We start from the raw sequence: 24,863 nt of genomic DNA, 5'->3' as shown, positions 1-24,863 counted from the left end.
ATATTCATTTCACTGCAACAACAAGGAGAAATTTGTTTTTATTTTACTTCTTGTTGCATTTTTTTCCTGTGCGGTCGTAAACAAGGAAATGCACACTTTTCTTGCTTTTCACTTTGCAAGGTACTATTATAATAGATAGTTTAGATATTTTTTATATCCAGGAGGAACAGAGGCCAGTGGGAAACAAGGAGCCTCGGAATATTCTTCTGGTGGATAGCGATGGAATTATCGCATCGACCGGAAAAGAACTCCTTCAGCGGCACGGCCATAGGGTTACCACAGCACAAACAGGCCGGCAAGCCGTTACCATAATCAGCGCCCATGAAGAAATAGAGATCGTCTTAACGGAGATTGATATCGATAGATCGATGAATGGGGCAGAGACAGCCCGTCAGATTCTTGCGCTCAGGGAACTGCCTATCCTTTTTCTAACAGACAGGCGAGACAAAGAAGCCCTTGACCTGATACGTGATATACCAAGTTATGGCTACATTCTCAAAGCATCCGGTGAATATGTTCTTATCAAGGTCCTGAACATGGCGTACGACTTCTTCCGAACCCAAAAAGAGCTCGTAAAAAAAGAACGCCTTTATCGTTGGGTAGCAGACAACAGCAGCGATGGTATTGCCGTTATCGAAAATCATAAAACAAATTTTGTATCTCCGGCCTATTTACACATGCTGGGATGTACATCACTGGACGATCGCGAGATATCCCTAGACGATCTGTTCAAACGCGTTCATCCTGACGATCTGCCGAGAGTAAAAAACAATATCGCAGCCGCAATCGCAAACGGAAGCAAGCGCCTACGACATCGCTACAGGATCATCAAGCCAGATGGTTCATATGCATGGATCGAGGATAATGTAGCACTATTCTATCATAACGGGCAATATCAATTTTCTATTATCAATGGAAGAGATGTGACTGAGTACCAGCTTGCGCGAGAGCGGCTCTCGGCAAAAGAGCGAGAGTACCGATCGCTTTTTGAAGGGGCCATTCACCCTATTATTATCTTCGACAGCAACGGGGTTATCGTCGATCTGAATCAGGCGGCGGCGGAAGATGTGGGAGCAACGAAAGAACATCTTGCAGGCAAGGCCATTACTTCACTTTTTCCCGGCTTTTCCGGGGTATTGCTTGATCGTATTCGCAACTGCTTACAAGCAAATAAAAAGATGGAATATACCGACACCGTGAAGTGTTCGGAAGGAGATGAACGACATTACACGAATATCTTTCAACCAACCCCGTACGAAGCGGGAAAACAGCGACTCGTTCAGCTCTTTGCCTACGATATCACCCAACATAAAAACGCAGAAATCGCCCTGCGAAAGAGTGAAGAACGGTTTAGCTATGCAATGGAAGCATCAAACGATGGCTTATGGGACTGGACCCTTTCCTCCAACGAGGTGTACTTCAGTCCCGCTTGCGAAGCAATAGTAGGCTATAAGCCCGGAACCCTGCCGCGAACCATTGCCTCATGGACAAATATGCTCCACCCTGAAGACCGGCCCGCAGCAATTCAGGCACACCGCGATTGCATTGATAATAAAAGTGATACCTTCCGGCTTGAACAAAGGATAGTAAGCAAGGACGGAACCCTGCGGTGGATACTCTCAAAAGGCAAAGCCGTGGAACGGGATAAGAGCGGCAAAGCCCTCAGGCTTGTTGCCGTACATACCGATATAACCGAACGAAAACAAGTAGAAGAAAAACTGCGAAAGGCCCTGGATGAGAAAGACGCACTCATGAGGGAGATGAACCACCGAATCAAGAACAATCTTGCAATGGTCTCTTCCCTCATCAGCCTTAAAGAGTTCTCCATGGGACCCAACAGCGATCTTTCGGATATCCGTTCCCAGCTTGAAGCGATCCGGACCATTCACGATAAATTGAGCCGTTCCAACAGTACGCTCAATATTAAGCTAAAAGAGTATATAACGGACCTCCTCACCCCGCTCTTTTTGACGGCTGCAAATATGGAAGTGGCATTGCACATCGATGTCCCTGAACTTCTCATTCCGGCAAAGACCGGAGTAGCCATAGGGCTTATCATTAACGAAGTAGCCACAAATGCCGTCAAACACGGTTTCATCCCTTCAGAAAAAGCTGAGTTCTCCGTCGTGCTGAAAAGGCTTGAAGCCTCGGATGATTTTCTGCTGATTCTTTCAAACAGCGGACGATCTTTCCCCAAAGAGATCGACTTTGATAACAGCCAAACACTCGGATTACAGTTAATCCGTAGCCTGACCGAACAACTGGGAGGAGAGGTAGAACTACGAAGGGAGCCATGGACCAAATTTCTGATAACTATTCCCCGACAGGTACTTGGCAGCAGTCAATAAATTGTTTGAAATGATGATATAAATCGATTACTATTTCGGTATGAATAATAATGATGATATTTTCAATCGTTTTATTCCGAAAGAGATCCAAAATTTTGTTCTTGAGAATTTACCTGAGATCTGTTGTTATTTAGATACCGATCAACATATTGTCTGGGCCAATAAGGCAGCACGTAAAAATCTTTCCTTTGGGGCCTTCGAAGGGGAGAAGTTTTTTTGCTTTAACCTGTGGAGAGGGCAATCGGAAATTTGCCCCACATGCCCTGTGCAAAAGAGCCTGAAAACAGGAAAAATAGAGAAAGCAATCTTAGATCATGGAGCCAACGGTATCTGGGAGGTGGTTGCCTTCCCATTAAAAACCCCGGCAGGAAAAATCACCGGGGCAATGGAATTCGCCTATGATCAAACCGAGATAAGAAGGAAAGGAGAAGAGCTGGAAGAACAATACCAAAAATACCTGATGCTTTACGACAAATCTCCCAATCCATATCAGGCCCTTGACCAGGAGGGGAATATTATCGATGTAAATCCTGCCTGGGAAAAGACCCTCGGCTATACAAAAGAAGAGGTAATCGGCAGATGGTTCGGAAGCTTTCTAAAGGAAGAGCACATCGAACGCTTTCGCAGCCAGTTCATCGCCGCTGATTCAGAATATGATGAACGAACAACCGAATATGAAATAAGAACAAAAGACAGAACCTTTTTACGCATCGCAATGGAAGGGTGCATCAGATTTCCGCATGAACAAACAGGCATGACCAGCTATTGCGTCTTCAAGGACATTACCACTCAAAGAGAAATGCAGCAGGCCCTTGAGGTCGACATATCGAGAGAAAAAGAGTTAAACAATAAAAAATCGATGCTTATGGCAAATGTTAGCCATGAGCTGAGAACCCCGCTCAACGGTATTCTTGGTTTTGTCTCGCTGTTGCAAAATAGGGTGAAGGACCCGATCGAGCTGGAATATTTAGAGATGATTCGTCATTCCGGTGAAAAGCTTTTGGACATCATCGAATCGCTGCTTACCCTCAGCTCGATAGAGCGCCGAAAAAACGACGACACCCAACGCCACTTTAATATAGATCATTTGGTTCGAAGTCTTGTCAGCATGTATGAATCGGATGGACGTAACGAAAGACTTCAGTACAAGGTAGTAGTGGATGAACGGCTAAAACGCCTTATGGGTGACGGTGACGCCGTCAGTCATATTCTCAATCAGCTGCTTTCCAACGCATCGAAGTTCAGCGAAGGCGGAGAAATTTTGTGCAAGGTATCCGCACAAAAAAAACAGATGGTGATAGTCCTCAACGATCAAGGTATAGGAATTCCAAAAGAAGAGCAGGATAAGGTATTTGAACGTTTCTATCAGTGTGAACAGCCGATAACAAGAACCTACGGAGGCATCGGCATCGGCCTCTCCATCGTAAAAGAAGAAGTCGATAGTCTCGGCGGAACCATCGAGCTGGAATCGGAATACGGGGTGGGAACCAAAGTAACCGTAAAGTTGCCCTGGAGCGAAGGGCTCCAGATCATCCGTCAGGAAAGCGAAACCGAGGAACCAGAGCATGCCATGGAAGGCCGAAGGATTTTGATTGCGGAAGATGAAATGATCAACAGGCTTTTCCTCTCCGTTCTATTGAAAAAAGCCGGCCACATCGTGATCGAGGCGAATAATGGAAAGGAAGCCGTCACCCAGGCAATACAGCATAAACCTGATCTTATTCTGATGGATCTCAGTATGCCGGTGATGGACGGAATCGAGGCTGCCAAAAATATCGGCATGAATAAGGAAACAGCCGAAATTCCCATCGTTGCCGTAACAGCATATGACAGTGATGAATATAAAACGAAGTGTAAAAGTGTCGGAATGAAAGGTTTTCTTGCAAAACCGGTGGATACCCACCAATTGTTTCATGTCATGGAAACAATGCTGAAATAAAAGGTGCTCTCCGGCAAAGCCGAAGAGACACCTTTTACACGAAAGCTTCGATACACGAAGTGTTTTACGCTTCGTCTTCCCACTTTTTTGCTTTTTCCACAGCCTTCTGCCAGCCCTTATAGAGCCGATTCCGATCTGCCTCACCAAGAGCAGGATCAAATCTTCGATCCAGTTCAAATGCATTCTGAAGATCCTTCTGATCTTTCCAGAAACCTACTGCAAGACCGGCAAGGAACGCAGACCCGCGCGCGGTCGTTTCCACGATCTTCGGCCTGAGAACAGGGACATTGAGGATGTCGGCCTGAAACTGCATGAGGAAGTTATTCATGCTCGCACCGCCGTCGACCTTAAGTTCTTTGGTCTCGATGCCGGAGTCCTTTTCAAGACACTCGACGACGTCTCGTGTCTGATAGGCAATCGATTCAAGAGTCGCACGGACAATATGATCCCTGTTTGCACCCCTTGTCAGACCGACGATCGCGCCACGGGCATACTGATCCCAATAGGGAGCCCCAAGTCCGACAAACGCAGGAACCATGTAGACACCATTTGTATCTTTCACTTTTTGAGCAAAGTAGTTGGTATCAGCCGCATCGGAGACAATCTTCAATTCGTCACGGAGCCACTGTACGGCTGCGCCAGTTACGAAAATTGAGCCTTCGAGTGCATAGTCTACCTTGCCGTTTAATCCCCATGCGATTGTTGTCGCCAGACCGGTATTGGAAGCCATAGGTGTCGTTCCGGTATTCATTAAAACGAAACTCCCGGTACCATAGGTGTTCTTTGCCATACCTTTCTCAAAACAGGCCTGCCCGAAAAGAGCACCCTGCTGATCACCAATGGCAGCAGCAACGGGGATCTTTGCTCCACCGAAGGTTTTTTCGGCAGTATAACCATAAACCTCACTGGAAGGGCGAACTTCAGGGAGCATTGAGCGAGGCACCCCAAGCTCTTTCAACATCCTTTCATCCCACTCAAGTTTTTTGATATTGAACATCAGCGTTCGGGAGGCATTGGAGTAATCGGTCACATGGGCCTCTCCACCGGTAAGGTTCCAGATGATCCATGTATCAACTGTGCCGAAAAGAAGTTCGCCGTTGTCCGCCTTTTCACGTGCACCGGGAACATTATCGAGCATCCACTTTACCTTCGTTCCTGAAAAGTATGCATCGATAACAAGTCCCGTGGTATCCTTAACATAGTTGGAAAGTCCGGCGGCCTTCATTTTATCGCAGATACCGGCAGTTCGGCGGTCCTGCCAAACGATGCCGTTCATGATCGGTTTGCCTGTCTTCTTTTCCCAGACAATGGCGGTCTCACGTTGATTGGTGATACCGATCGCGGCAACCTCATCTGGCTGGATACCGGCTTTATTGAGCACGGCCCGGGCAACACCACTCTGGGTACCCCAGATCTCCATCGGATTGTGTTCCACCCAACCCGGTTTCGGGAAGATCTGCGGAAACTCCTGCTGAGCGACGCTGACGATTTGACCCTCGTGATCAAAAAGTATCGCCCGGTTGCTCGTCGTACCTGCATCAAACGCCATCACATATTTTTTCGCCATACAAACTGCCTCCTGCTTTTCTTTTTAGATTCCTGTTACATTGAGAAACACTACCCAAAGAAGGCCACCAAGAATACCTCCAATGATGGGGCCGATAATAGGAACAGTCAAACCATAAGACCAGTCACTTGATCCCTTTCCCTTAATAGGGAGTACAGCATGGGCGATACGTGGGCCGAGGTCCCTGGCGGGGTTAATAGCATAACCGGTAGGTCCACCCAGAGAAAGACCAATCGAAAAAATCAGGAAACCAGCAACAAAAGAAGACATTCCAGCATTCACTGTCCCGGAGCCACCCATTGTATGGCTGATCCCGAGGAGCCCTAAAACCAGTATTGCTGTGCCAACAATTTCCGTGACAGTGTTTCTACCAAGATTTCTGACTGCCGGTCCCGTAGCAAAAGTCCCTAACTTAGCAGCGGCATCATCGGTAGCATCAAAATGATCCTTGTACGCAATGTAAACAAGAACGGCACCGACGAAGGCTCCCAGCATCTGAGCAATAATAAAGCCCGGAACCATTGCCCAAGGGAACACACCGATTGCTGCAAAAGCGATCGTGACTGCGGGGTTGATGTGCGCACCGGAAACCCACCCAGTAATGTACGCAGCAAAGGCCACTGCAAGGCCCCATCCGGTAGCGATAACGATCCACCCACTGGAATTTCCTTTGTTCTTTGCGAGGCTCACGTTCGCACAGACGCCATCTCCCAAGAGGATCAGCACCATTGTTCCGATAAACTCCGCAAAGTACTGTTGCATCGGGGTAAATGCCATTACCCACCTCCTAAAAAGTTTTTATCTATACCCGGATAACATCCGGGAAGAGAAACCCGCCTCAGCTGAAAACCCGCTATACCGCACTTGCAATGCAGCCAATATGTAGTTAGGAAGGAAGACTGACTAAAGAAGTTGAACAAACGTGCCTGAAAAAAGAACATTTGATATGCATCGCTATAAAAGATGCTAAACCCGGCCATTTCATTTGTCAACGAAAATTTTTCAGGGAGGTCCGGAAGGCACTATGCGGTTTTCCGATACAGAAATCAGCGACAGTGCGAGAGGTAGTGAAAAAGCTTCCTCTGAAACGACTTCATCATTGTCCGCCTGACGTTACGACGAGCCAAATTGAACTAATGTTATTTTTTAGTTGACATTTGTTCACTAGCGCTCTACCCTAAAAAAGGGTCCGGGAAATCCCACAACACAAATAAAAACGGGAGGAACGATAAAACTCATGGAGACCAAGAATTTTGATGTGGTTATCATCGGAGCCGGTATTGTCGGTTCAATGGTGGCCCAACGCTTATCGAAGTTTAAGCTATCGGTTGCGGTATTGGAAAAAGAGGTAGATGTAGGAATGGGGCAGAGTACGGCAAACAGCGCAATTCTCCACTCCGGCCACGATCCAGAACCGGGGACGATGAAAGCCAAAATGAACAAACGCGGCAACGAGTTGTGGAAACAGTATGCTCCCGAACTTGGTGTCGAAATCTGCGATACCGGCGCGTTGGTCGTGGCCATGAATCCCGAAGAAAAAAAACAGATTAAGGTGTTATACGAGCGTTCGAACGAAAATGGCATCGAGGGGGTGGAGATGTGGAGCCGTGCGCAGACCCTTGCCAGAGAACCCCATCTTTCACCCGAATGTACAGGGGCATTATGGACACCAACAGCCGGCGTCATCGACCCCTTCGAAGGCGTGGTTGCGGCGGCGGAACACGCAGCGTTGAATGGTGTGCAATTCTTCTTCAACACCGAGGTGCAACATATGGTGGTGGAAGAGGGGAAATTAACGACCGTCAAAACGAACAGGGGTGATTTTCATGCCCGCTGGTTCGTCAATGCCGCAGGAATTCACAGCGATGAGATCATGCATATGGTGGGAGATCGTCCCGACTTTGTCATAAGGGCCAGGCGCGGAGAATATATGATCTTCGACAAGGCAAAGGTCAAAGTGTCCAACGTTATTTTTCCCATGCCGACGGAAAATGGAAAGGGAATTCTTGTTTCGGTGACGGCACACGGGAATACCCTCATAGGCCCCAATGCTCACGCCATCGAACAAAAAGAGGATACTGCAGTCACTAAATTCGGATTAAGCGAGATTCTCGAACAATCAAAAAAGGTAGTGCCCACAATCAGCGCTCAGGATGTCATTGCCACCTTTTCAGGTGTACGGGCAACCGGAAACTACTGTCCCGATGGTTCACACCGTGACTTTCTTATCGAAATCTCAAAACGGGTCAAAGGACTCATAAACCTTGCTGGAATCGAATCACCGGGTTATGTCTCCTCACCGGCAATTGCCGAAGAGGTCGAGCGGCTCCTTCGGGAAGAGGCGGGAGAAACCTTCGAGGATAAAGAAGAGTACCAGCCGACCCGTCAGCCCCGCGTCAGGTTTGCCAAACTAAGCCATGACGAACGTGCGGAGCTTATTAGGAAGAATCCGGCATACGGTCGTATCGTCTGTCGCTGCGAAGAGGTGACCGAAGGAGAAATCGTTGCGGCAATTCATGCGCCGATTCCTGCGATGACCTACGATGCCATAAAACGGAGGACATGGCTCGGAACCGGACGCTGTCAGGGGAGTTTTGATTACCCGAGAACCATGGAAATTCTTTCCCGGGAGCTCAATATACCGATGACGGAAATTACGAAAAGAGGACCCGGATCGGTTTTTCTTTTCCGCAAAACAAAAGAGATAGTGGAAGCCGGAGGTACCGATGGAAACAACAAAGCAGTATGATGTAATTGTGATAGGCGGGGGGCCGGCGGGAATGGCTGCCGCCATCAAAGCCTATGAAGAGGGGAAAGGAAAGGTTCTCATCATCGAGCGAAACGACAGCCTCGGAGGGATCCTTCCTCAATGCATCCATAACGGTTTCGGGGCCGTTAATTTCGACAGAGATTATCCCGGTCCCCAATATGCCTATATGTACGAGAAGAAACTTCGTTCTTACGACATAGAAATCTTGCTCGATACAATGGTTCTGGAGATCAGTGCCGAGAAAGAGGTCTATGCCATGAATTCGGCAATGGGCTATCTCCATCTGCAGTCAAAAGCCATCGTCCTGGCAATGGGATGCCGGGAACGAACAAGGTCGCAGATACGCCTGCCGGGGACACGGGCAGCGGGAATCTATACCGCGGGAACAGCCCAAAGGCTGGTCAACATCGAAGGATACATGCCGGGAAAACGTATCGTCATTCTCGGTTCCGGCGATATCGGAATGATCATGGCCCGAAGATTCACCATCGAGGGAGCGAAGGTTCTCAGCGTGCTGGAGCTGCAGCCCTTTCTTACCGGCCTGCGCCGAAACTATGTGCAGTGCCTCCAGGATTATGGTATTCCCCTTCACCTCTCCACCACGGTCAACAAGATCATGGGAGCCGACCGTGTAGAGGCAATTGAAACGGTTCAAGTAGATGAGCAGTACAACCCAATCGAAGGAAGTGAAGAAATCATAGAATGCGATACCCTTGTACTATCCGTGGGCTTGATCCCGGAAAACGAGATATCGAGAAAGGCTGGTGTCAAACTTGATCGAAGAACAAACGGCCCGATCGTCGACAGTTATATGATGACTACTATTCCCGGTATCTTTGCCGCAGGGAATGTCACCTTTGTCTACGACCTGGTCGATTATGTAAGTCAGGCGGGTGAGTTGGCGGGTCTCAATGCGGCCCGTTATGCACGGAATGAACGGATTGATTCGCAACTGGGAATCAGGCTGAAGCCGGGACGCAATGTCGGCAGTGTTGTCCCGCAAAAAATCATGATCACTAAAGACGATGAGACGGGGACATCGATAACCCTGCGGCCGAATGCCCTCATAGAACATAGGGTGACGGTCGAACTCAAATATGGAGACGAAACGGTAGTCTCCTTCAAGGAGCAATATGCCCGCCCTGCGGAGATGATGTTTCATAAGCTGAAGGAAAAAGAGTTGGCACGTTTGGAAGAGATAAAATCAGGTGAACTAACGGCGGTGATATCATGAGTAATATTGAACAGAGAACCGATATATGTCTCCGGTGTCCCCGGGGATGTGAGATCCATACAGTTCTAAATGATAAGCACGAAATATTGAAAATGGAGGGAAATAATTGTAAACTGGGCCCGGAATATGTCAAACAGGAGATTGAAGACCCTCGGAGGATTCTCCCCACATCGGTCAGGGTTCGTAATGGTGTAAGGCCCCTTGCACCTGTTTGGACTCCACAGGCAATTCCCAAAGGCATGCTTCTCGAACTTGCAGCGGTGAGCAGGACCATTGAACTTGATGCTCCGGTGCATGTAGGCGACATTGTGCTGTCGAACTGGAAGGGGCTGGGTATAGATCTTGTCGCCAGCGGGGAGGTAGCGAGTAATACATAGGCGGGGAAGTACGAGAAACGAAAGCTTGGCCTTTTTAAAGTCGGGAGTACAGGACCTATCCTCCATATGTACTTTGCAAAGCTTCGGAATTGGACCCTGTCAAACTGCGGAGATAATATGAGATCCCAGGAAAGCATTTATCAGGAAGCCTTACAGGTAGCTACATTATACTATTATCACGGCCTGACCACCGAGGCTATTGCCAAGGAAATGAATTTTTCCCGGCCGAAGGTATCGCGGTTGCTCAGCCATGCCCGTCAAAGCGGCATGGTTGAAATTCGCATTGTAAATGTGGAAAACAAGCTGCTTCCTCTCGAACAGAGTATTAAAGATCACTTCGGGCTTGAAAATGTCCACATCGTTCCCGTTCCCAAGCTGCTTGGCGAGATGGTCTGGCTTGAGTATGTGGCGCAATATGCGGCCAACTATCTGAATGAAATCCTCGAACCGGGCTGTACCCTCGCCGTCGCCTGGGGAACCACCATCAGCGAAATCGCGGTACATCTTATTCCCAAGCGAATGCCGGGCATTACCATCGTTCAGATGAACGGTTCGGGTAATACCTATACCCCCGACAACCGCTATGCCGCAAACATTCTTCAAAAATTTTCCGAAAACTACGAAGCGAGTTACCTTCTTTTTCCCGTTCCCACATTTTTCGACTACAGAGAAACGAAGGAAGCCCTTTTCAGGGAACGAAGCATCAAGAAAATCATTGAAACACAGAACAATGCCGATATACTCCTCTACAGTGTAGGGGCCGTGGATGCCGGAGTTCCCAGTCACATCTACTCCAGCGGTTATCTCGAACCGGAAGACATCCAGTCCCTGGAAGAACAGGGGGTTGTGGGAGACCTTGCAACGGTTTTCTTCCGTGAAGATGGTACCTACAAAGACATCCCCATCAACCAACGGGCAAGCGGCCCATCCCTTGAACTCTACAAAAAGGCCCCTCGCGCCATTTGCGTGGTGTCAGGACGGGCCAAAATCCATGGTCTGCACGCAGCACTTCGGGCTGGATATGTGAAAGAGCTTATTGTGGACGAGCCGACCGCTCATCTCTTATGGCAGCGGATGGGTCACAGCCTGGACGATCTATAGATAAACAGAACAGAGCCTGATATGATGTTCATGGTCATAGACCAATCAACTTACATCTAAGAGGTAGGCCATGGGATATCCGGCGGCTCCGGCCAAAAAACATCCGACCGATCGCCTTGTTACAAAGACGGCAGATATTTCTGCCCCGATGCTTACGGTTTTCGAAGTCATTGAGGACATCAAACTCTTTGAACAGCTCGAGGAGAATGTTCGCAAGGTCACCATAACATCGGACATAAAACAGGGTCTCGGTATGAAAAGTCACTGGGATCTTTTCGATCCTTCCACCGGAGAGGCCTGGTATGTGGATGAAGAGTTCATCTACTACGAGAAGCCGAAACAACTTGCCTATATCGGGATAAATGGAGAGGGGAAGGACTATACCGGCGTGCACAACCTCTCCGAAAATGAAGACGGGACAACACATCTGCTCTTTAACGAACTCTTCCATTTCCCCATCGGAAACGAAATTGAAAGCGTTGTCGAGGGCATGATGGCGAACGTCAAGCAGGAAGCCGAGAGACGTTCCGCCGGACAATAAAAGAGCAAGCCTTTAGCCGGGAAGTCACTCAAATCAGTCGGAAAAACGATAGCGCGTATAGAAAAAGGCATCACTGTGGGCATGCATGGTCAAGACCCTTGCATGAGGATGGCTTTCCGGTGTAAACGAACATAGCTGTTCGCCGATGGTTAATGCCTTTCCTCCGACAAAGATGCCGGAGGTATTGAGAAAGAGCTCATCAAGATCTCCGGAAGCCAGCAGCGAGGCAAGAAACGTGGGGCTCTCCACAAGGGCCCTCCGGATCCCCGCTCCGGCAAGGAGGCGTACCACCTCCGAAGAAAGGAGTTGGTCTCCTTCTCCCGCGGAAAGCAGGAGGGAGCGGTGCCAGAGACCCTCTTTTTCACCGCCAAGATAGTGCGAAAGCTCTTCCCGATCACCTGAAAAGGGAATAAACCGATCAGGGGCTCTCTTTTTGAGGGCTGCGCCCCCGGAAGGAGAGAGAACCGTCACAACAGGGATAGTGTCATCTGCATAAATTCTATGATCAAGCGGCAGGTTCTCACCGCTGCGTGAAAGTATGACATGAAGAGGAACCGGCATTCTCCGTTCCGCACAACGTTGCTCAAGCAGGGCGGGATCAAAGATCCTTCCGGTCAAACGCGGTTCCCGCTTGATGGTCAAACTACCCATGATCACCGCATCGCTTGCAGCCCGCAGGAGGTTGAGAATCCAGTAATCGCAGAGACCGCCGTCGGGGTCGATTCTATTGCTTTTGGCAATCAAGGTTCCGTCGGGTGAGGCGGGAAATGCAATACGACCGTCGATCGACATAACGAAAGAGCCAAAGGTGTAGCAGCGGTCGGCGTGAACGGCAGGAAATTTGAGAGGGCCGTAAATTTCTTCCACCTTTGGACAGGAAAGAAGTGTTTCGGGAAGGCTTTCCCACTCCCTTCCCGTATAGATTCTCGACAATCGAAGCCGGTCGACTGGAAAGCGTTCCTCTTCCATCGGTCCCCCCTATTGTACAGATGTATATACCAGTCCCATCAAGAGTGTATGCTGCATAGGGGAATCTGTCAAAGGGGACCGTAGGGTTTTACCGCCTCAACGCCGACGCCGCCATCCCGAAGCAGGCTTTCCGCCCGTTCGCTATCGCCGCTCTTGATTCTGATGCAACTGCCACAATCGGAACTGAGATATCTGGGGACCGGTATCAGGCGGCAGGGAACCCCTGCTCCACTAAGCAGCCTCTCTCCACGAATGGCATGGCTGGTTGAGTGGACAAGCACCACTGCGTACTCTTCGTTCACTACACCTCTCCCGAAAGCCGAGAAACGGCATCCACGGCACGATCGATATCTCCATCATTGGTAAAAGGCCCCACACCGAACCGGATGGTCCCTTCAGGAAAGGTTCCGATGCTTCGATGGGCACTCGGGGCGCAATGGAGTCCGACCCGACAGAGAATTCCGTATTCTTCGTCCAGCCGCATCCCAGCCTCGGAACAGGGCATTCCATCGATGTTAAAAGAGAGTATACCGGTACAGCATCCTGCTTCCGGCAAGGGGAAACCGGGCCTTCGATCGGGCCCATACAGCCGAATCCCCTTCATCTCAGCAAGAGCCTCGTACAAACGCATAGTGAGAGCCGCTTCCCGGCGCTGGAGTTCAACTACCCCCCGACCGCGTATCCATGTAAGGGCTGCAAGCAGCCCTGCAAGGCCGACGCTGTTCATCGTACCGCTTTCAAAACGATCGGGAAGGAATTCCGGTTGCGTCTCACGCTCGGAACGGCTGCCGGTGCCTCCCCGTATCAAAGGATTGATGGTATCCACCGGTACGTACGGTCCGAACAAGGCCCCGCCGGTGCCGGTAGGGCCAAGGAGCCCTTTATGTCCCGTAAAAGCAAGGATATCCACCCCATCGTGTTCCATATCGATGGGTATGCTACCGGCACTCTGGGCCGTATCGACAAGAAACAGGGGGTATTGCATACCAAGAGCCTTTCTTCTCTGCCGGACGACGGCACCGAAGCGGCCTACAGGCTGTACCGTGCCGGTAACGTTCGAGGCGTGGTTCACAACAACAAGCTTGGCAGGCTTCTCCAGGGCAAGCTCCAGCTCCCGAGAATCGGTGCGTCCTTCCGCGTCGCAGGGGAGGGTTTCGACGATAACGCCCTGCTGCTCGAGAAAACGTAAGGGCCGCATCACAGCATTGTGCTCCATGGAGCTGACAATCACCCGGTCTCCGGGGATAAGCAATCCCCGGAGTACCAGATTAAGGGCTTCGGTAACATTGGACGTAAAAACCACCCGCATGGGATCCTTAAGGCCAAAGAACTCGGCAAGGGCCTCCCGGGTGTCGTAGACGATTCGTCCCGCCTCCAAGGCAAGACGGTGTCCGGCTCGCCCCGGACTGGCACCTACGTCGGAGAGGAAGTCGGCCATGGCTCGGGCGACCTCCGGCGGTTTCGGCCAGCTTGTTGCACCGTTATCAAGATAGAGAGGGTCCATCAAGCTTTTCGAGATATAATCATCCGGAATTCGTCACCTACCGCTTCGACCTCAACCGAGCAACCCATTTTCGTTGCCATACGCTTTACATTCTCCCGGCTGGTAACCGTCTCGACCATCACCTCAGCCGGAAGACGCCCCGCCTGGATGGCCTTTCGCACCAGGATAACGGGTTGGGGACAGCTTAATCCCCGTGCATCCAGTTTTTCAAACTCCATACTATTCCTCCCTCATACGAAAACCGACGAACAAACAGAAGATCAATCCGATAAAGACGGCAATCACACCCGCAGGGCCGATTCCTCCCACCTTCAAGACCCCGTCCGCCATAGAGTCGGGAGATCCCGCCAGAGAGAAATTATGGCTGAAAGCAGCCCCTGTTATCATCCCCAAAACAAAGAGAGAAGCATCTCCGTCGCCCTCTCCCGAAAGAAAAAGCTGTCGTCCCGGGCAACCGCCGGCAAGGGCAAAGGCAAGGCCGGCAAGCACCATGCCCAGGAAATTCCAGAGATGACTACTATGGGCAACCGGCATGCCGACAAGCCCCGGATGAAATTGTCCAAGAACGAGATTCATGAGAAAGGCGGCAACAACAAGGGCTGCAACCCCGCTGATCAGGTGACTGTCCCCCATGATGATAAGATCCCTGATAGAACCCATGGTGCAGAAACGCGTTCGCTGTGCCAGAAAACCAATCAACAAGCCTGCAGCAAGGCTGATAAACAGGGGAGCAAACATCGATCCAGGCCCCTTCTCACTGAAAAAGACGGCCCCCCCGCCCAATTTCGGCGCAGCAATGCGCAGAATCAGCAGAAAGACCATAAAGGCGGGAAAGACCCACCCCACCACTGCCCCGCTTTTGTGGGAACGACCAAGACTATACCCCCGCTTCAGGAAAGCCACTCCAATGGCAATACCCACGGTAAGTCCGGCAATACCGGTAACAGCATTCAAATCTCCCGCTGCCAGTCGCAGCAAAGCACGCCAGGGACAGCCAAGGAAAACAAGGGCGCCAATCATTGCAAAAACACCCAGAAAAAAGCGAATCACCGGTGCCGAACCGCTTCTTGAACGGAATTCTCCAAACAAAAGCGCGGCCACCATGGAACCAAGAACAAAGCCCATGATCTCGGGCCGAAGATACTGGACGACGGCTGCACGATGAAGCCCGAGGGCACCGGCGATATCACGCTCAAAACAGGCGACGCAAATGCCCATATTCGGCGGATTTCCAAGAAACTGAAGCAGAGCCGCAATGATACCGATAAGAGCTCCGGTAACGATAATACCGGTCCGGGATGCGAAAAAGAGTGTTGTCTTTTCTCCTCTCATAGATTCCTACCTTATGTGTAATGTTCGGTTTTACCACACCATACCATACAAACAGCCATTGTACAATTAATAACGTAATGGGGGATGCAGGGAAATCGCTGATCCTTTCATTAACAAGACAAGGCTTTGTTTTTATCCCCTTACTGACATTCTGATCTCTTCGGCCTTATATCATCTAAACCTAAAACGTTCGTGGAAAGACCAGATACGCACGATGGAATCGATAAAAAACTGTTAAAGACATTTTCTCCAAAGTGATTTTTCGGTACAATGAACCAATGTCGTCATTATTGATCATCGGCATAGCCATAGGCCTTTCTATGGACGCCTTTGCCGTAAGTCTTTCCAGCGGATGCGGAATGCCGGACGCAAAACCACGTCATGTCATTATCGTTGCAGCATCTTTCGGCCTTTTCCAGGCCGCAATGCCGATAGCGGGGTGGTACGGGGGAGCCATGTTCCGCAAGCAAATAGAAGCATGGGACCACTGGGCCGCCTTCGGGCTGCTAACGATCATTGGGGTCCATATGTTTCTTGAAGGGTATAAAAGCACAGCATATTGTGAAGACCCGGAGATACGTCCGGCAAAGGAGATCCTGCGTCCAACAAGACTTCTCCTTCTTTCTATCGCAACGAGTATCGATGCCCTGGCAGTAGGCCTCTCATTTTCCTTGGCCGGTTACTCCATCTTTCCTGCAGCAATTGTAATCGGAATCGTCACCTTCCTTCTTTCGGCTCTCGGGGTGAAGGCGGGGGGAAAACTCTATCATCTTCTTGAAGCCAAGGCTGAATACGCCGGAGGTATCATCCTCATTGCCATCGGCATGGAAATTCTCTACACCCACCTTTCGTGAAAATCACTAAAGCGCCGCAGGAGATAGGATTGGATTTCGGATCGTTCACCGCCTTTGAGCAAGCGGCAAAAATCTTCTGAATCGGCAGTCAGAATAACCAATTCCGATAGGGCTTTCGTCTGCCGCTGCTCGGCATGGGCAGGAGCAACAAGTACCAGCAACACTTCTCCCCCCCTTGCATCACGAGGCCGGAGAATACCGGCCTTTGCTTCACGGACCCCGGCCGAGCGGCAATGGAGAACCCTGATTCCCTGATCTTCAAATCGCAACGAACCATAGGATTCCCTTCGCAAAAAATCCGTTTCCAGCTGTCGCCTATTCAGACAGACATCGGCTACCGCATCAACGGCGGCTTCGACAAGATGCCGATCGTCATTTTCTTCATATACGGTAAGAAAAAAGCCGTCGAGAATCCGAAGAAGGGATGAAAAGTCGACCGAAGAATCCCTGCTGCACTCTTCGGAAAGGTTTGTCGCATGCGTAGAAAGGGGGATTTCCGCAATGGTACGGCGCAGGCGATCGCGGATAATATCAGCGCTTTCATCCCCGGATATCTGCAACAAGCGACCGGAAAATCCGCGTATGGGATAGGTAGAGATCACCAAATCCCAGGAAGGTTCAGCCTTTCCAAGTCCGGCTGCCTGTGCGGGATCACACCAGGCTGCATCAACCATCCCCCCGGGAGGCAACAACTCACGTACGAGGCTTTCAATATATCGGGACATACCAATGCCTTCGAAGCAAACAACCCTCACACGGATACCACCATAACGGCGGCATATCACCCGTTCGACCCCTGCGGAGAGGGTGACAGCTGCATTCCGAAGCTCGGACAAAAGTCGTGCAAAATCGGGAATAGAAAGGAAGGCGGAAAGCTCAAGGCCGAACTCCCGTACCAGGGTCAGGGAATAGGGATCTCCGACATCTTCTTTTGCCTGATGTCCCTCCGGGCGCCAAGAAGGTACGCCAAAAACGATGCGTCTGATTGCAGCGGCAATCATCAACTTAAGATGGGAAAGCAATTCGTTATCCTCGTGAAGCCATACTCCCTGCTCCTCTTCAATAGTGGTAAGGGTTCTCTCTACGATACGATCGACAGCATCGAAAAGATCGGTAAGCAACAGTGACGGGGAAGGCGTGGAAAGCTGAACGATCTCTCCTGAGGCGAGGATACGCGCAAGCTGAACAAGTTCGCCCTGGGGAAGGGTCTCTCCAAATAAACGGTGAAACGCCAAATCACCGCAGGACCGTGCCGCTTTTATGTAGATACCAGGCAGATGAGGCATCCGGGACGGGACATCCAGCGGGTCTCGGAGAATACCGCCTTCGGAAATTCGGCGATGCGAGACGAAAAGATAGCAAAAGAGAATCATTAAACTGGGGGGAGAGAATTTCGCGCCCAATACATCCTCGGCTTTGCCAAGGGCATCCCGCAGGCCCCTGGCAAGCTGGTCGATGCCGAGGATGCCAAGAAGCTTTCGAGGTGCATGAGATTCCTGTTTGCTAGCTGAGGGATAAAAGAACCCCATGCCTTCCCGAGGCAACAAACTGGGAAAAAGACGGGTGAAAAGCTTGCGAAGCGCCCATTCATCTCCACAAAGGCGAACGCCCACCCCTTTCCGGCGCTCAAGGTAGCTTGAACGAGGCAGAAATAATTCGATCTGATCAAGATCATTTCCCACCGAAGAGTCACTGACGAAAAAGGTATGGGACAGTTCTCCGTATTTGATCCAGCGCCCTCCGGTAATGAGATAAAGGAGAATCATAATCGGTCGCTTCTCGGATTCGACCTCAAGGCGCAGCCCAGCATAGAGATCATCGGCATCCAGCCGCCCCGATAGAGGAGATGAAATTCTCACCCCAACCCCTCGTTTCCGTTCCAAGGGAATCCCCCGCAGGGCCAAGAGGTGTTCCAATCGTTGCAGATCTCGGTGAATCGTCCTGACCCCGGCCCCCGACTCCTCTGCAATCTTATCGATCGTCACCCAATCGTGATTGGCAGTGAGGAGCTTTAAAATGGTGCCGACTCGTTGTTTCACCCATAGACCTCCAACCACCGTCGATACGAAGAGGCAAGGAGGGGGGTAATAAAAGCCCTCGCTTGATCGGCGGATTCGCAGGATAGGAGCTGCCCGTGTAATTCACCAAGCTGTTTCCGAGAAACTGCCGCACAAGCCGCTTTTAACTCGGGGATGGCATTGATGCTTGCACTAAGCTCATCAACACCGAGGGCAAGCAGGGCAATGGCAGTTTCCGGATGGCTTGCCATATCTCCGCAAACCCCGACGGGAATCGCAAGCTCGTGGCAGACCTTCACAACCCGATCGATGGCATGAAGGACCGCTGGATGAAGCTCCTGATACAAATGGGCAACGGCGGGATTGCCGCGATCAACGGCAAGGGTATATTGAACAAGGTCGTTCGTACCGATACTGACGAAATCGATTTCGTGGGCCAGTCGCTCAATGGTCATGACGGATGCCGGGGTCTCCACCATGATGCCGATCCTCGGCATGGTTTCGTCCTGGGGCGCAAGGTCCTTAAGCCTCGAGCGGACCATCTTAACCTCTTCGACGGAGATCACCATGGGAATCATCACCTTAATGGGAAATCCTTCTGATGTAACCTTGGCAATGGCGATTAGCTGATCATCAAGCGAGCCGCTTCTGGCTCTCTGGTACCTGATACCGCGAAGCCCGAGAAAGGGATTGTCTTCCGCAGGAGCGGTTGCATAGGGCAGGGGTTTATCGGCGCCGCAATCCAAGAGCCTTACAATAACGTGCTCCGGCGCCACGGCCAAGCAGACACCTCGGTACTCCTCTACCTGTTGGGAAACAGTGGGAAAATCAGAATAACGCATAAAGATAAATTCGCTGCGTAACAGGCCGACCCCTTGGGCCCCATAACGTTTTGCCTGTTCAGCATCCCGCTTACCCCCGACATTGGCGGCAATGGTCACGGAAGAGCCGTCGGCTGTCCTTGCTTCCGTGGAGGCCGACCATACCATACGCTCTTGTTCCGTACGCCGTTCACGCGCCTTTCGTAACATAGCCTCTTCTATCTTCGCTTCGGTCACATCGGTATCGACTACACCTCTATCGCCGTCGACGATGACAAGCTGGCCGCTGCGAACCCCTTCCACCAGTCCGGGAACCCCTGTCACACAGGGGATGCAGAGGGAACGGGCAAGAATGGCGGCATGACTTGTTCGCCCCCCTTTTTCGGTAGCGATGGCCACAACCTTCTCGGTATCAAGCCGTGCGGCCCCGGAGGGAGTCAGTTGTTCGGCAATGACAACGCAGGAATCAGGGAGAGCTCCGGGATCGGAGATCGACCCATAATAGATGGCTTCGGCAAGACGCCTTCCGATATCCAGGATATCGTCGGCCCGTTGCCTGAAGTAATCGCTTTCAAGCTGGCGAAACTCCTCGGCGGTCTCTTCTGCAAAGTGCATCACAGCCGTCTCCGCCGCCATCTCTTCGGAAAGGATGATGGTTCGGACGCCTTCTTCCAGATCTTCCCCGGTTAAGAGCTCAAGATGGCCTTCGAATATCTCCGCATCCTCCTTTCCAACCTTAAATCGGATACGATCGGCAAGTTTCCTGTAATAGGCCGCGGCAATCCCGATTCCCTTTACCAGCCGATCCAACTCCGACTCGGGCTCTATGCTCAGGCAACCGGCGATGGGAACCTCACGTTCCCTGAGAAGAAACACAGCACCGGCTCCGAGCCCTGGAGAAGCGGGAACACCCTTCATGATTGCCCCTCCCCTGCAGGCCCCTCTATCAGAAAGCGCTTCAGTGTATCCAGTGCACCTTCTTCATCCTCACCATCGCAGATCAAAAGTACCTCATCCCCCCGGACCACTCCCATTTTCATGATCTTCAAAAGGCTGGTACCCGGTGCCTCTTTTTCACCCTTTCTGATAGTAACGTGGCAGCCGAGCTGCCTCACGAGCTGGACAAATTTGTTGGCGGGTCTTGTGTGTAACCCCTCTTCTGATTTCACGATTATTGTTTCTTCCAACATGATCATCTCCTTGTTCCGGCCCCTCTCATGGAGCAACAATGGTGCCCGGTCTGAGAAACCGGGTATTGAGCGACGCCATTTCCGCCGCATGAGCAACAGCGGAAGGGAAATCGGCTCCGGTCGTCAGCGAAAGAGCGAGAGCTGCAAGAAAGGTGTCTCCGCTCCCAATAGGATTCATAGGCAGGGTTGTGGCAACAGGGAGCTCTCCGCCCCGCTCTTTTCTCAGGTCATAGTAGAGGACGGACTTGGCCCCTCTTGTGACGACAAAAGAACAGCCTCGACGCTGTGCCTCAACGGCAAGAGCACCTTTTACATCGGGCCCGGCGCCGAAGCTTTCTTCAAATTCCTTCCCGTTTACCTTTACGACGACTCGGGAATCTTTTTCCTTGGATCTCTCTTCTGTTGCCTCGGCAACTGCGCCAAGCACGGCAAGCATATCGCCACCGGTCATATCGAGGAAAAGGGGAAGACCGAGTGTGACGGCCCGACGAGCAATAGACTCCAGAACCTGCCGCCCAATAGTTCGGGGACGGCTGCCGGCAATCAAACAGAGATCACTTGAGGGAAGGTGGCCGAGCCCGCGCTCCAAAAGTTCTTTGCCTAGCCAAGCGGGTACGGGGTTCGCTTCACCAATGATCAGTTCAGTTGCAGCCTCTTGCCCTTTTTCTACCTTTTCCTGATCGATCAGGGTAACGGCCCAACGCGTCCTTCCCGGGTAGGGCACGGCATCAAGGCGAATTCCATCGGCCTCCGCCATCTGCCTATAGTAATCAAGGCTCTCATCCCCGAGGGGAGAAAGCAATAAGGGAGAGGCCCCCAATTGAGAGGCGACTCGACAGCTGTTCGCAGCCTTCCCTGCGGCAGCCTCGATATAGTCAATCGCCCTGATTACGCTCTCGGCCCTCAGGGAGGGGATTCTCACCACTCTGGAAAGAGCGGGACTCACCCCTACAGCAAAGAATCTCGGTCCGGCCATCACATATCGTCCTTCAAAGCCGGAGCATGTTCAAAAATCCACTGCTCCGCTTCCAAAGACCAAAGGCCTCCGTTTTTCCCGACTATCTCACATAGAGGCGCAAGCCACGGTTTTTTTTCCGCCTCCCCGGAAAGCTCGTCGAGGGCAAAGAGTGGGAAATCATACTCCGTGTAGATCAGTTTCTTTCCGCCGGGTAGCTTATCCAGGGCAAGGGTCGCCTCGGGGACGGCAGGAAGCCCGCCGACATGGGAGACCAAGGCCTCTGGTCTTATCAAGCCGTCCTCCATCAATTCCAAGGCCTCCCGCTCATCATCCGCGGTTCCACCCGTCGTCCCGATCACATGGTGATCAAAGTAGTGGACCCCGTAATAATTCAAGGCCGCCGAGAAATTCTGATCTGTCGGACCGGCAAAAAAATTGATACAGCCGTTAAAGGCAAGCAGTCGATTTGCCTGTTCCAAAAGCGGAGCACTTGCCACCATGACCAGGATATCATCAAAACCGTTTCCCCCGGAAAGATTTTTTAACAGCTCTTCGTTCTGTTCTTCCTTAAGCGGATTGATAAAGAAAAGCTCAATGCCCCGTTCGATCGCAACGTGTCGAAAAATTTCCTGTGCCCTGGTGATTCGGGCATCATCGGCATCGGTAACGACAAGGCGCTGAGGACGCTGGGGGCCTGCAAGGGCGTAATCGATAGCAGCCAGCCCCATGGGACCGCAGCCTCCTATGATTGCCATCTTGCCTCCGTTACGAATCCCCATAAAGTGGTGATGGGACCGCCTGTCGCTGCGAAAAAGACTGCGGCAGGCACCGATAACGCAGGAGTAGGGCTCGGCAAGAGCAGCACGAAACTGCTCCTTGACGGAATGGACAAGCAGGCAATCCACCTCCATCAACTCCGGAGGCAAGATCACATAGGTCGCGTCCCCTCCGCAGTAGGCATAGGAATACCCCGGGGAATCCATGCTTCCCTTGTAGTTGAGGGCCGGCTGGATCGTGAATTGATCCCCTGCCTTGTAGCGATCGGCCCATCGCTTTCCAACCTGCACCAGCTCTCCCGCACACTCATGTCCCACCAGAACGGGGTGCTTGTCCACATCGGCCGGTACCCGCTTGTGTTCGGGACCGAGCTTGGCCGCTTTCAGGGTGCTCATGCAAAGGGTATCAGCTCTGACCTTTGCAAGAATTTCATCCTCCCGGATGTCGGGGAGATCAAAAGGCTCTACCCGAATATCCATCTTTCCATACAAACGCGCTCCCCAACTTTTCATCATTCCAACTCCCCGGCCTGAAAAGCCCGATCAAAATCTTTTAAAACGGCAATCACCTCGTCCCGATTGGAAGAAGCCCGCAGTCGTCCTATGTATTCGTCGCTGTCGCAGAGTTCCGCAACCTGGGCAACCACCTCTTCGTTGTGCTCTTCCCTATTTATCGCCCCGGCGAAAATCAACATATCGACAGGATCGTTCTCCTCATCCCCGAACGCTACCGGTGTATGGAGCATGACAAAGGCGTACCCTGTTTTCAAAACGCCGTTTTCCGGCTTTGCATGGGGCATGGCAATTCCAGGCGCCACGATAAAATAGGGGCCAAAGTTTTTATGGTTTTCGATGATGGCGTCGATATAGCGACTCTCGCAAAGTCCTGCATCGACCATCATGTTCCCTCCCGATCTGATTGCCTCTTCCCAATCTCTTGCAGCAACACCGGTGGCAACGGTTCCGGCATCGACAAGTCTCTGAACAAATGACGGCATGATACTATTCCTCCTGTAAGCCCTTCACAACGATGAAAGCGGGGGTCGCCGACAAGCGCCCCCGACATATGTGTAAGGAATCTCTCTTATTCTTTTTCCGATCCCGCAAGCTCCTTGACGATATCATCGTATTCGGGAGCATTGACGAAATTGGTGATACTGAAGTGGCGGGCGTTAGGAGCGCTTTCCTTTGCCCGATCACTTAAATTGACATGGCTGATAACCAGCTGTGCATCCTGGGGAATATCATCAACCGAAGAGTGGAGTACTTCGACCTCTACCCCTGCAGCCTTCAGCTTCTTTTTGAGACGGTTTGCCCCCATGGCACTTGATCCCATTCCCGCATCGCAGGCAAACACAATCTTGCGGACCTTGCCGAGGTTCTTGATGTTCTGCACCTGGCTCTTGGCCTGAGCAAGGGAAGCATCTGCATTTTCCTGGCGTAAAGCGAAGCGGCGGACAAAGGGCATTGCAACAACGAAACTGACAGCCGTAGAGATAATAACTCCTAAGAGAATAGGGAGCTGACCGCCCTTGGGGGATACAGCCATGAGCGCAAAAATGCTGCCGGGAGAGGGGGTGGCAACTTCTCCGGCCCCGAAAAGGCTGAAGACCGCAACACCGGAGGCTCCGCCGGCGATGACGGCAAGCAGGAGAATGGGGTTCATCAAAACGTAGGGGAAATAGATCTCATGGATACCGCCGAAGAAGTGGATGATAATGGCACCTGGGGTAGAGTCTTTGACCGCGCCCTTGGAAAAGAGCAGATAGGCCAAAAGAACACCAAGCCCCGGGCCGGGATTGGTCTCAAGCAGGAAGTAGATCGAACGTCCGGTTTCCTGGACCTGGGCTATTCCCAGGGGAGAAAAAATACCGTGATTAATGGCGTTGTTGAGAAAAAGGATTTTCGCAGGTTCTACAAAGAGTGAAACCAGGGGCAAAAGTCCCATTTGAATAATCGCCCCGACGCCTGCCTGAAGGGCATGGGTTATACCCAACACAACGGGGTTGATCAGCAGGAACGAAAAGAGCGCCAAAAGCATTCCGATGATTCCGGCGGAAAAGTTATTGATAAGCATCTCAAATCCGACCGGAATGTGTGGTTCGACGGCCTGGTCGAACTTCTTGATAATGATACCGCCGACAGGTCCCATGATCATGGCACCAATGAACATCGGTATATCCGCCCCGACAATAACTCCCATGGTGGCAACAGCTCCGACGACACCTCCCCGGATGTTCCAGATCATACGTCCTCCGGTGAAGCCGATCAGCAGCGGAAGCATATAACTGATCATCGGCCCGACCAGAGTTGCCAGCCTCTCGTTGGGGGTCCATCCCGTAGCAATAAAGAAAGCGGTAATCAAACCCCAGGCGATAAACGCCCCGATATTCGGCATGACCATTCCGCTCAAGAAACGCCCGAATCGTTGTATCCGCGAGCGGGCCCCAATTGCAGCACCTTCCATAACAACCTCCTGTGTGATTTCCTTTTTATGCTACATGGGGTTTTCGCAATCGGGCAACAATAAGCACCACAAAGATGGCAGTTACTGCCAAAGTCCT

The 24,863-nt window shown here is 51.4% G+C and carries 22 protein-coding genes; 8 read left to right on the top strand and 14 right to left on the bottom strand.

All coding sequences use genetic code 11. From position 1 onward, the window contains the following. Positions 1-176 precede the first annotated feature (176 nt). A complete protein-coding gene (locus F459_RS0100570; protein WP_020610793.1) occupies positions 177-2,348 on the top strand; it encodes a PAS domain S-box protein in 2,172 nt (723 codons plus the stop codon). A 40-nt stretch (positions 2,349-2,388) separates the two neighbouring features. Beyond that, positions 2,389-4,287 carry a PAS domain-containing hybrid sensor histidine kinase/response regulator gene (locus tag F459_RS0100565; protein ID WP_020610792.1) on the top strand — a complete coding sequence of 633 codons (1,899 nt, stop codon included), beginning with the start codon at positions 2,389-2,391 and terminating at the stop codon, positions 4,285-4,287. Positions 4,288-4,351: 64 nt separating this feature from the next. Here F459_RS0100565 and glpK read toward each other — a convergent pair whose 3' ends face one another. Together glpK and F459_RS0100555 are read right to left on the bottom strand one after the other, a co-directional pair. Then, positions 4,352-5,854, bottom strand: coding sequence for a glycerol kinase GlpK (gene glpK, locus F459_RS0100560; RefSeq protein ID WP_020610791.1), 1,503 nt, complete (start codon positions 5,852-5,854; stop codon positions 4,352-4,354). Between the two features lie 24 nt (positions 5,855-5,878). Next, positions 5,879-6,631, bottom strand: coding sequence for an MIP/aquaporin family protein (locus F459_RS0100555; protein ID WP_020610790.1), 753 nt, complete (start codon positions 6,629-6,631; stop codon positions 5,879-5,881). Between the two features lie 460 nt (positions 6,632-7,091). Between F459_RS0100555 and F459_RS0100550 the strand changes: the two genes are divergently transcribed. From F459_RS0100550 to F459_RS0100530, 5 genes are all read left to right on the top strand, one after another. Then, entirely contained in the window at positions 7,092-8,603 is a 1,512-nt protein-coding gene (locus F459_RS0100550) for an NAD(P)/FAD-dependent oxidoreductase (RefSeq protein WP_020610789.1), read from the top strand. Continuing rightward, complete coding sequence (locus F459_RS0100545) at positions 8,581-9,858, top strand: NAD(P)/FAD-dependent oxidoreductase (protein ID WP_020610788.1); 1,278 nt, start codon at positions 8,581-8,583, stop codon at positions 9,856-9,858. The genes F459_RS0100550 and F459_RS0100545 overlap by 23 nt, the downstream gene beginning before the upstream one ends. A gap of 92 nt (positions 9,859-9,950) precedes the next feature. Next, a complete protein-coding gene (locus tag F459_RS0100540; RefSeq protein WP_245540036.1) occupies positions 9,951-10,235 on the top strand; it encodes a DUF1667 domain-containing protein in 285 nt (94 codons plus the stop codon). Between the two features lie 117 nt (positions 10,236-10,352). After that, complete coding sequence (locus tag F459_RS0100535) at positions 10,353-11,336, top strand: sugar-binding transcriptional regulator (RefSeq protein WP_020610786.1); 984 nt, start codon at positions 10,353-10,355, stop codon at positions 11,334-11,336. 70 nt (positions 11,337-11,406) lie between these two features. After that, positions 11,407-11,877, top strand: coding sequence for an SRPBCC family protein (locus F459_RS0100530; RefSeq protein ID WP_020610785.1), 471 nt, complete (start codon positions 11,407-11,409; stop codon positions 11,875-11,877). 33 nt (positions 11,878-11,910) lie between these two features. Here the strand turns inward: F459_RS0100530 and F459_RS0100525 are convergent, their stop codons facing one another. The 5 genes from F459_RS0100525 to yedE form a co-directional block, all read right to left on the bottom strand. Next, complete coding sequence (locus tag F459_RS0100525; protein WP_020610784.1) at positions 11,911-12,846, bottom strand: RibD family protein; 936 nt, start codon at positions 12,844-12,846, stop codon at positions 11,911-11,913. A gap of 68 nt (positions 12,847-12,914) precedes the next feature. Next, positions 12,915-13,148, bottom strand: coding sequence for a DUF3343 domain-containing protein (locus F459_RS0100520; RefSeq protein WP_013256096.1), 234 nt, complete (start codon positions 13,146-13,148; stop codon positions 12,915-12,917). Further along, positions 13,148-14,350 (bottom strand): aminotransferase class V-fold PLP-dependent enzyme, encoded by a 1,203-nt coding sequence (locus F459_RS0100515; protein ID WP_020610783.1) that lies wholly within the window; start codon positions 14,348-14,350, stop codon positions 13,148-13,150. Before F459_RS0100515 ends, F459_RS0100520 begins: the two co-directional genes overlap by 1 nt. Beyond that, complete coding sequence (locus tag F459_RS0100510; RefSeq protein WP_013256098.1) at positions 14,350-14,568, bottom strand: sulfurtransferase TusA family protein; 219 nt, start codon at positions 14,566-14,568, stop codon at positions 14,350-14,352. Before F459_RS0100510 ends, F459_RS0100515 begins: the two co-directional genes overlap by 1 nt. Position 14,569: 1 nt before the next feature. Next, positions 14,570-15,682 (bottom strand): YedE family putative selenium transporter, encoded by a 1,113-nt coding sequence (gene yedE, locus F459_RS0100505; protein ID WP_020610782.1) that lies wholly within the window; start codon positions 15,680-15,682, stop codon positions 14,570-14,572. 278 nt (positions 15,683-15,960) lie between these two features. On the opposite strand from yedE, the gene F459_RS0100500 reads away from it, so the two are divergent. Then, positions 15,961-16,536 carry a manganese efflux pump MntP gene (locus F459_RS0100500; RefSeq protein ID WP_020610781.1) on the top strand — a complete coding sequence of 192 codons (576 nt, stop codon included), beginning with the start codon at positions 15,961-15,963 and terminating at the stop codon, positions 16,534-16,536. On the opposite strand, the gene F459_RS0100495 is transcribed toward F459_RS0100500, so the two are convergent. The 7 genes from F459_RS0100495 to F459_RS0100465 form a co-directional block, all read right to left on the bottom strand. Further along, entirely contained in the window at positions 16,518-18,575 is a 2,058-nt protein-coding gene (locus F459_RS0100495) for an HTH domain-containing protein (RefSeq protein ID WP_020610780.1), read from the bottom strand. The genes F459_RS0100500 and F459_RS0100495 overlap by 19 nt on opposite strands. Continuing rightward, entirely contained in the window at positions 18,572-20,293 is a 1,722-nt protein-coding gene (ptsP, locus tag F459_RS0100490) for a phosphoenolpyruvate--protein phosphotransferase (RefSeq protein ID WP_020610779.1), read from the bottom strand. Before ptsP ends, F459_RS0100495 begins: the two co-directional genes overlap by 4 nt. Beyond that, positions 20,290-20,565 (bottom strand): HPr family phosphocarrier protein, encoded by a 276-nt coding sequence (locus F459_RS0100485; RefSeq protein ID WP_020610778.1) that lies wholly within the window; start codon positions 20,563-20,565, stop codon positions 20,290-20,292. The genes ptsP and F459_RS0100485 overlap by 4 nt, the downstream gene beginning before the upstream one ends. A 25-nt stretch (positions 20,566-20,590) precedes the next feature. Further along, positions 20,591-21,541 carry a PfkB family carbohydrate kinase gene (locus F459_RS0100480; protein ID WP_013256104.1) on the bottom strand — a complete coding sequence of 317 codons (951 nt, stop codon included), beginning with the start codon at positions 21,539-21,541 and terminating at the stop codon, positions 20,591-20,593. Next, positions 21,541-22,812 (bottom strand): zinc-binding dehydrogenase, encoded by a 1,272-nt coding sequence (locus F459_RS0100475; RefSeq protein WP_026294807.1) that lies wholly within the window; start codon positions 22,810-22,812, stop codon positions 21,541-21,543. The genes F459_RS0100480 and F459_RS0100475 overlap by 1 nt, the downstream gene beginning before the upstream one ends. Next, positions 22,812-23,297 (bottom strand): PTS sugar transporter subunit IIA, encoded by a 486-nt coding sequence (locus F459_RS0100470; RefSeq protein WP_020610776.1) that lies wholly within the window; start codon positions 23,295-23,297, stop codon positions 22,812-22,814. The genes F459_RS0100475 and F459_RS0100470 overlap by 1 nt, the downstream gene beginning before the upstream one ends. Before the next feature lie 86 nt (positions 23,298-23,383). Further along, positions 23,384-24,766, bottom strand: a complete 1,383-nt coding sequence (locus F459_RS0100465) for a PTS mannitol transporter subunit IICB (RefSeq protein WP_020610775.1) — start codon at positions 24,764-24,766, stop codon at positions 23,384-23,386. Between the last annotated feature and the right edge of the window lie 97 nt (positions 24,767-24,863).

Origin of the sequence: Sediminispirochaeta bajacaliforniensis DSM 16054 (assembly GCF_000378205.1) — a bacterium.
GTDB lineage: Bacteria > Spirochaetota > Spirochaetia > DSM-16054 > Sediminispirochaetaceae > Sediminispirochaeta > Sediminispirochaeta bajacaliforniensis.
Note: the sequence above shows the minus strand (reverse complement) of the source record. Positions and strands in the feature narration are given on the sequence as shown.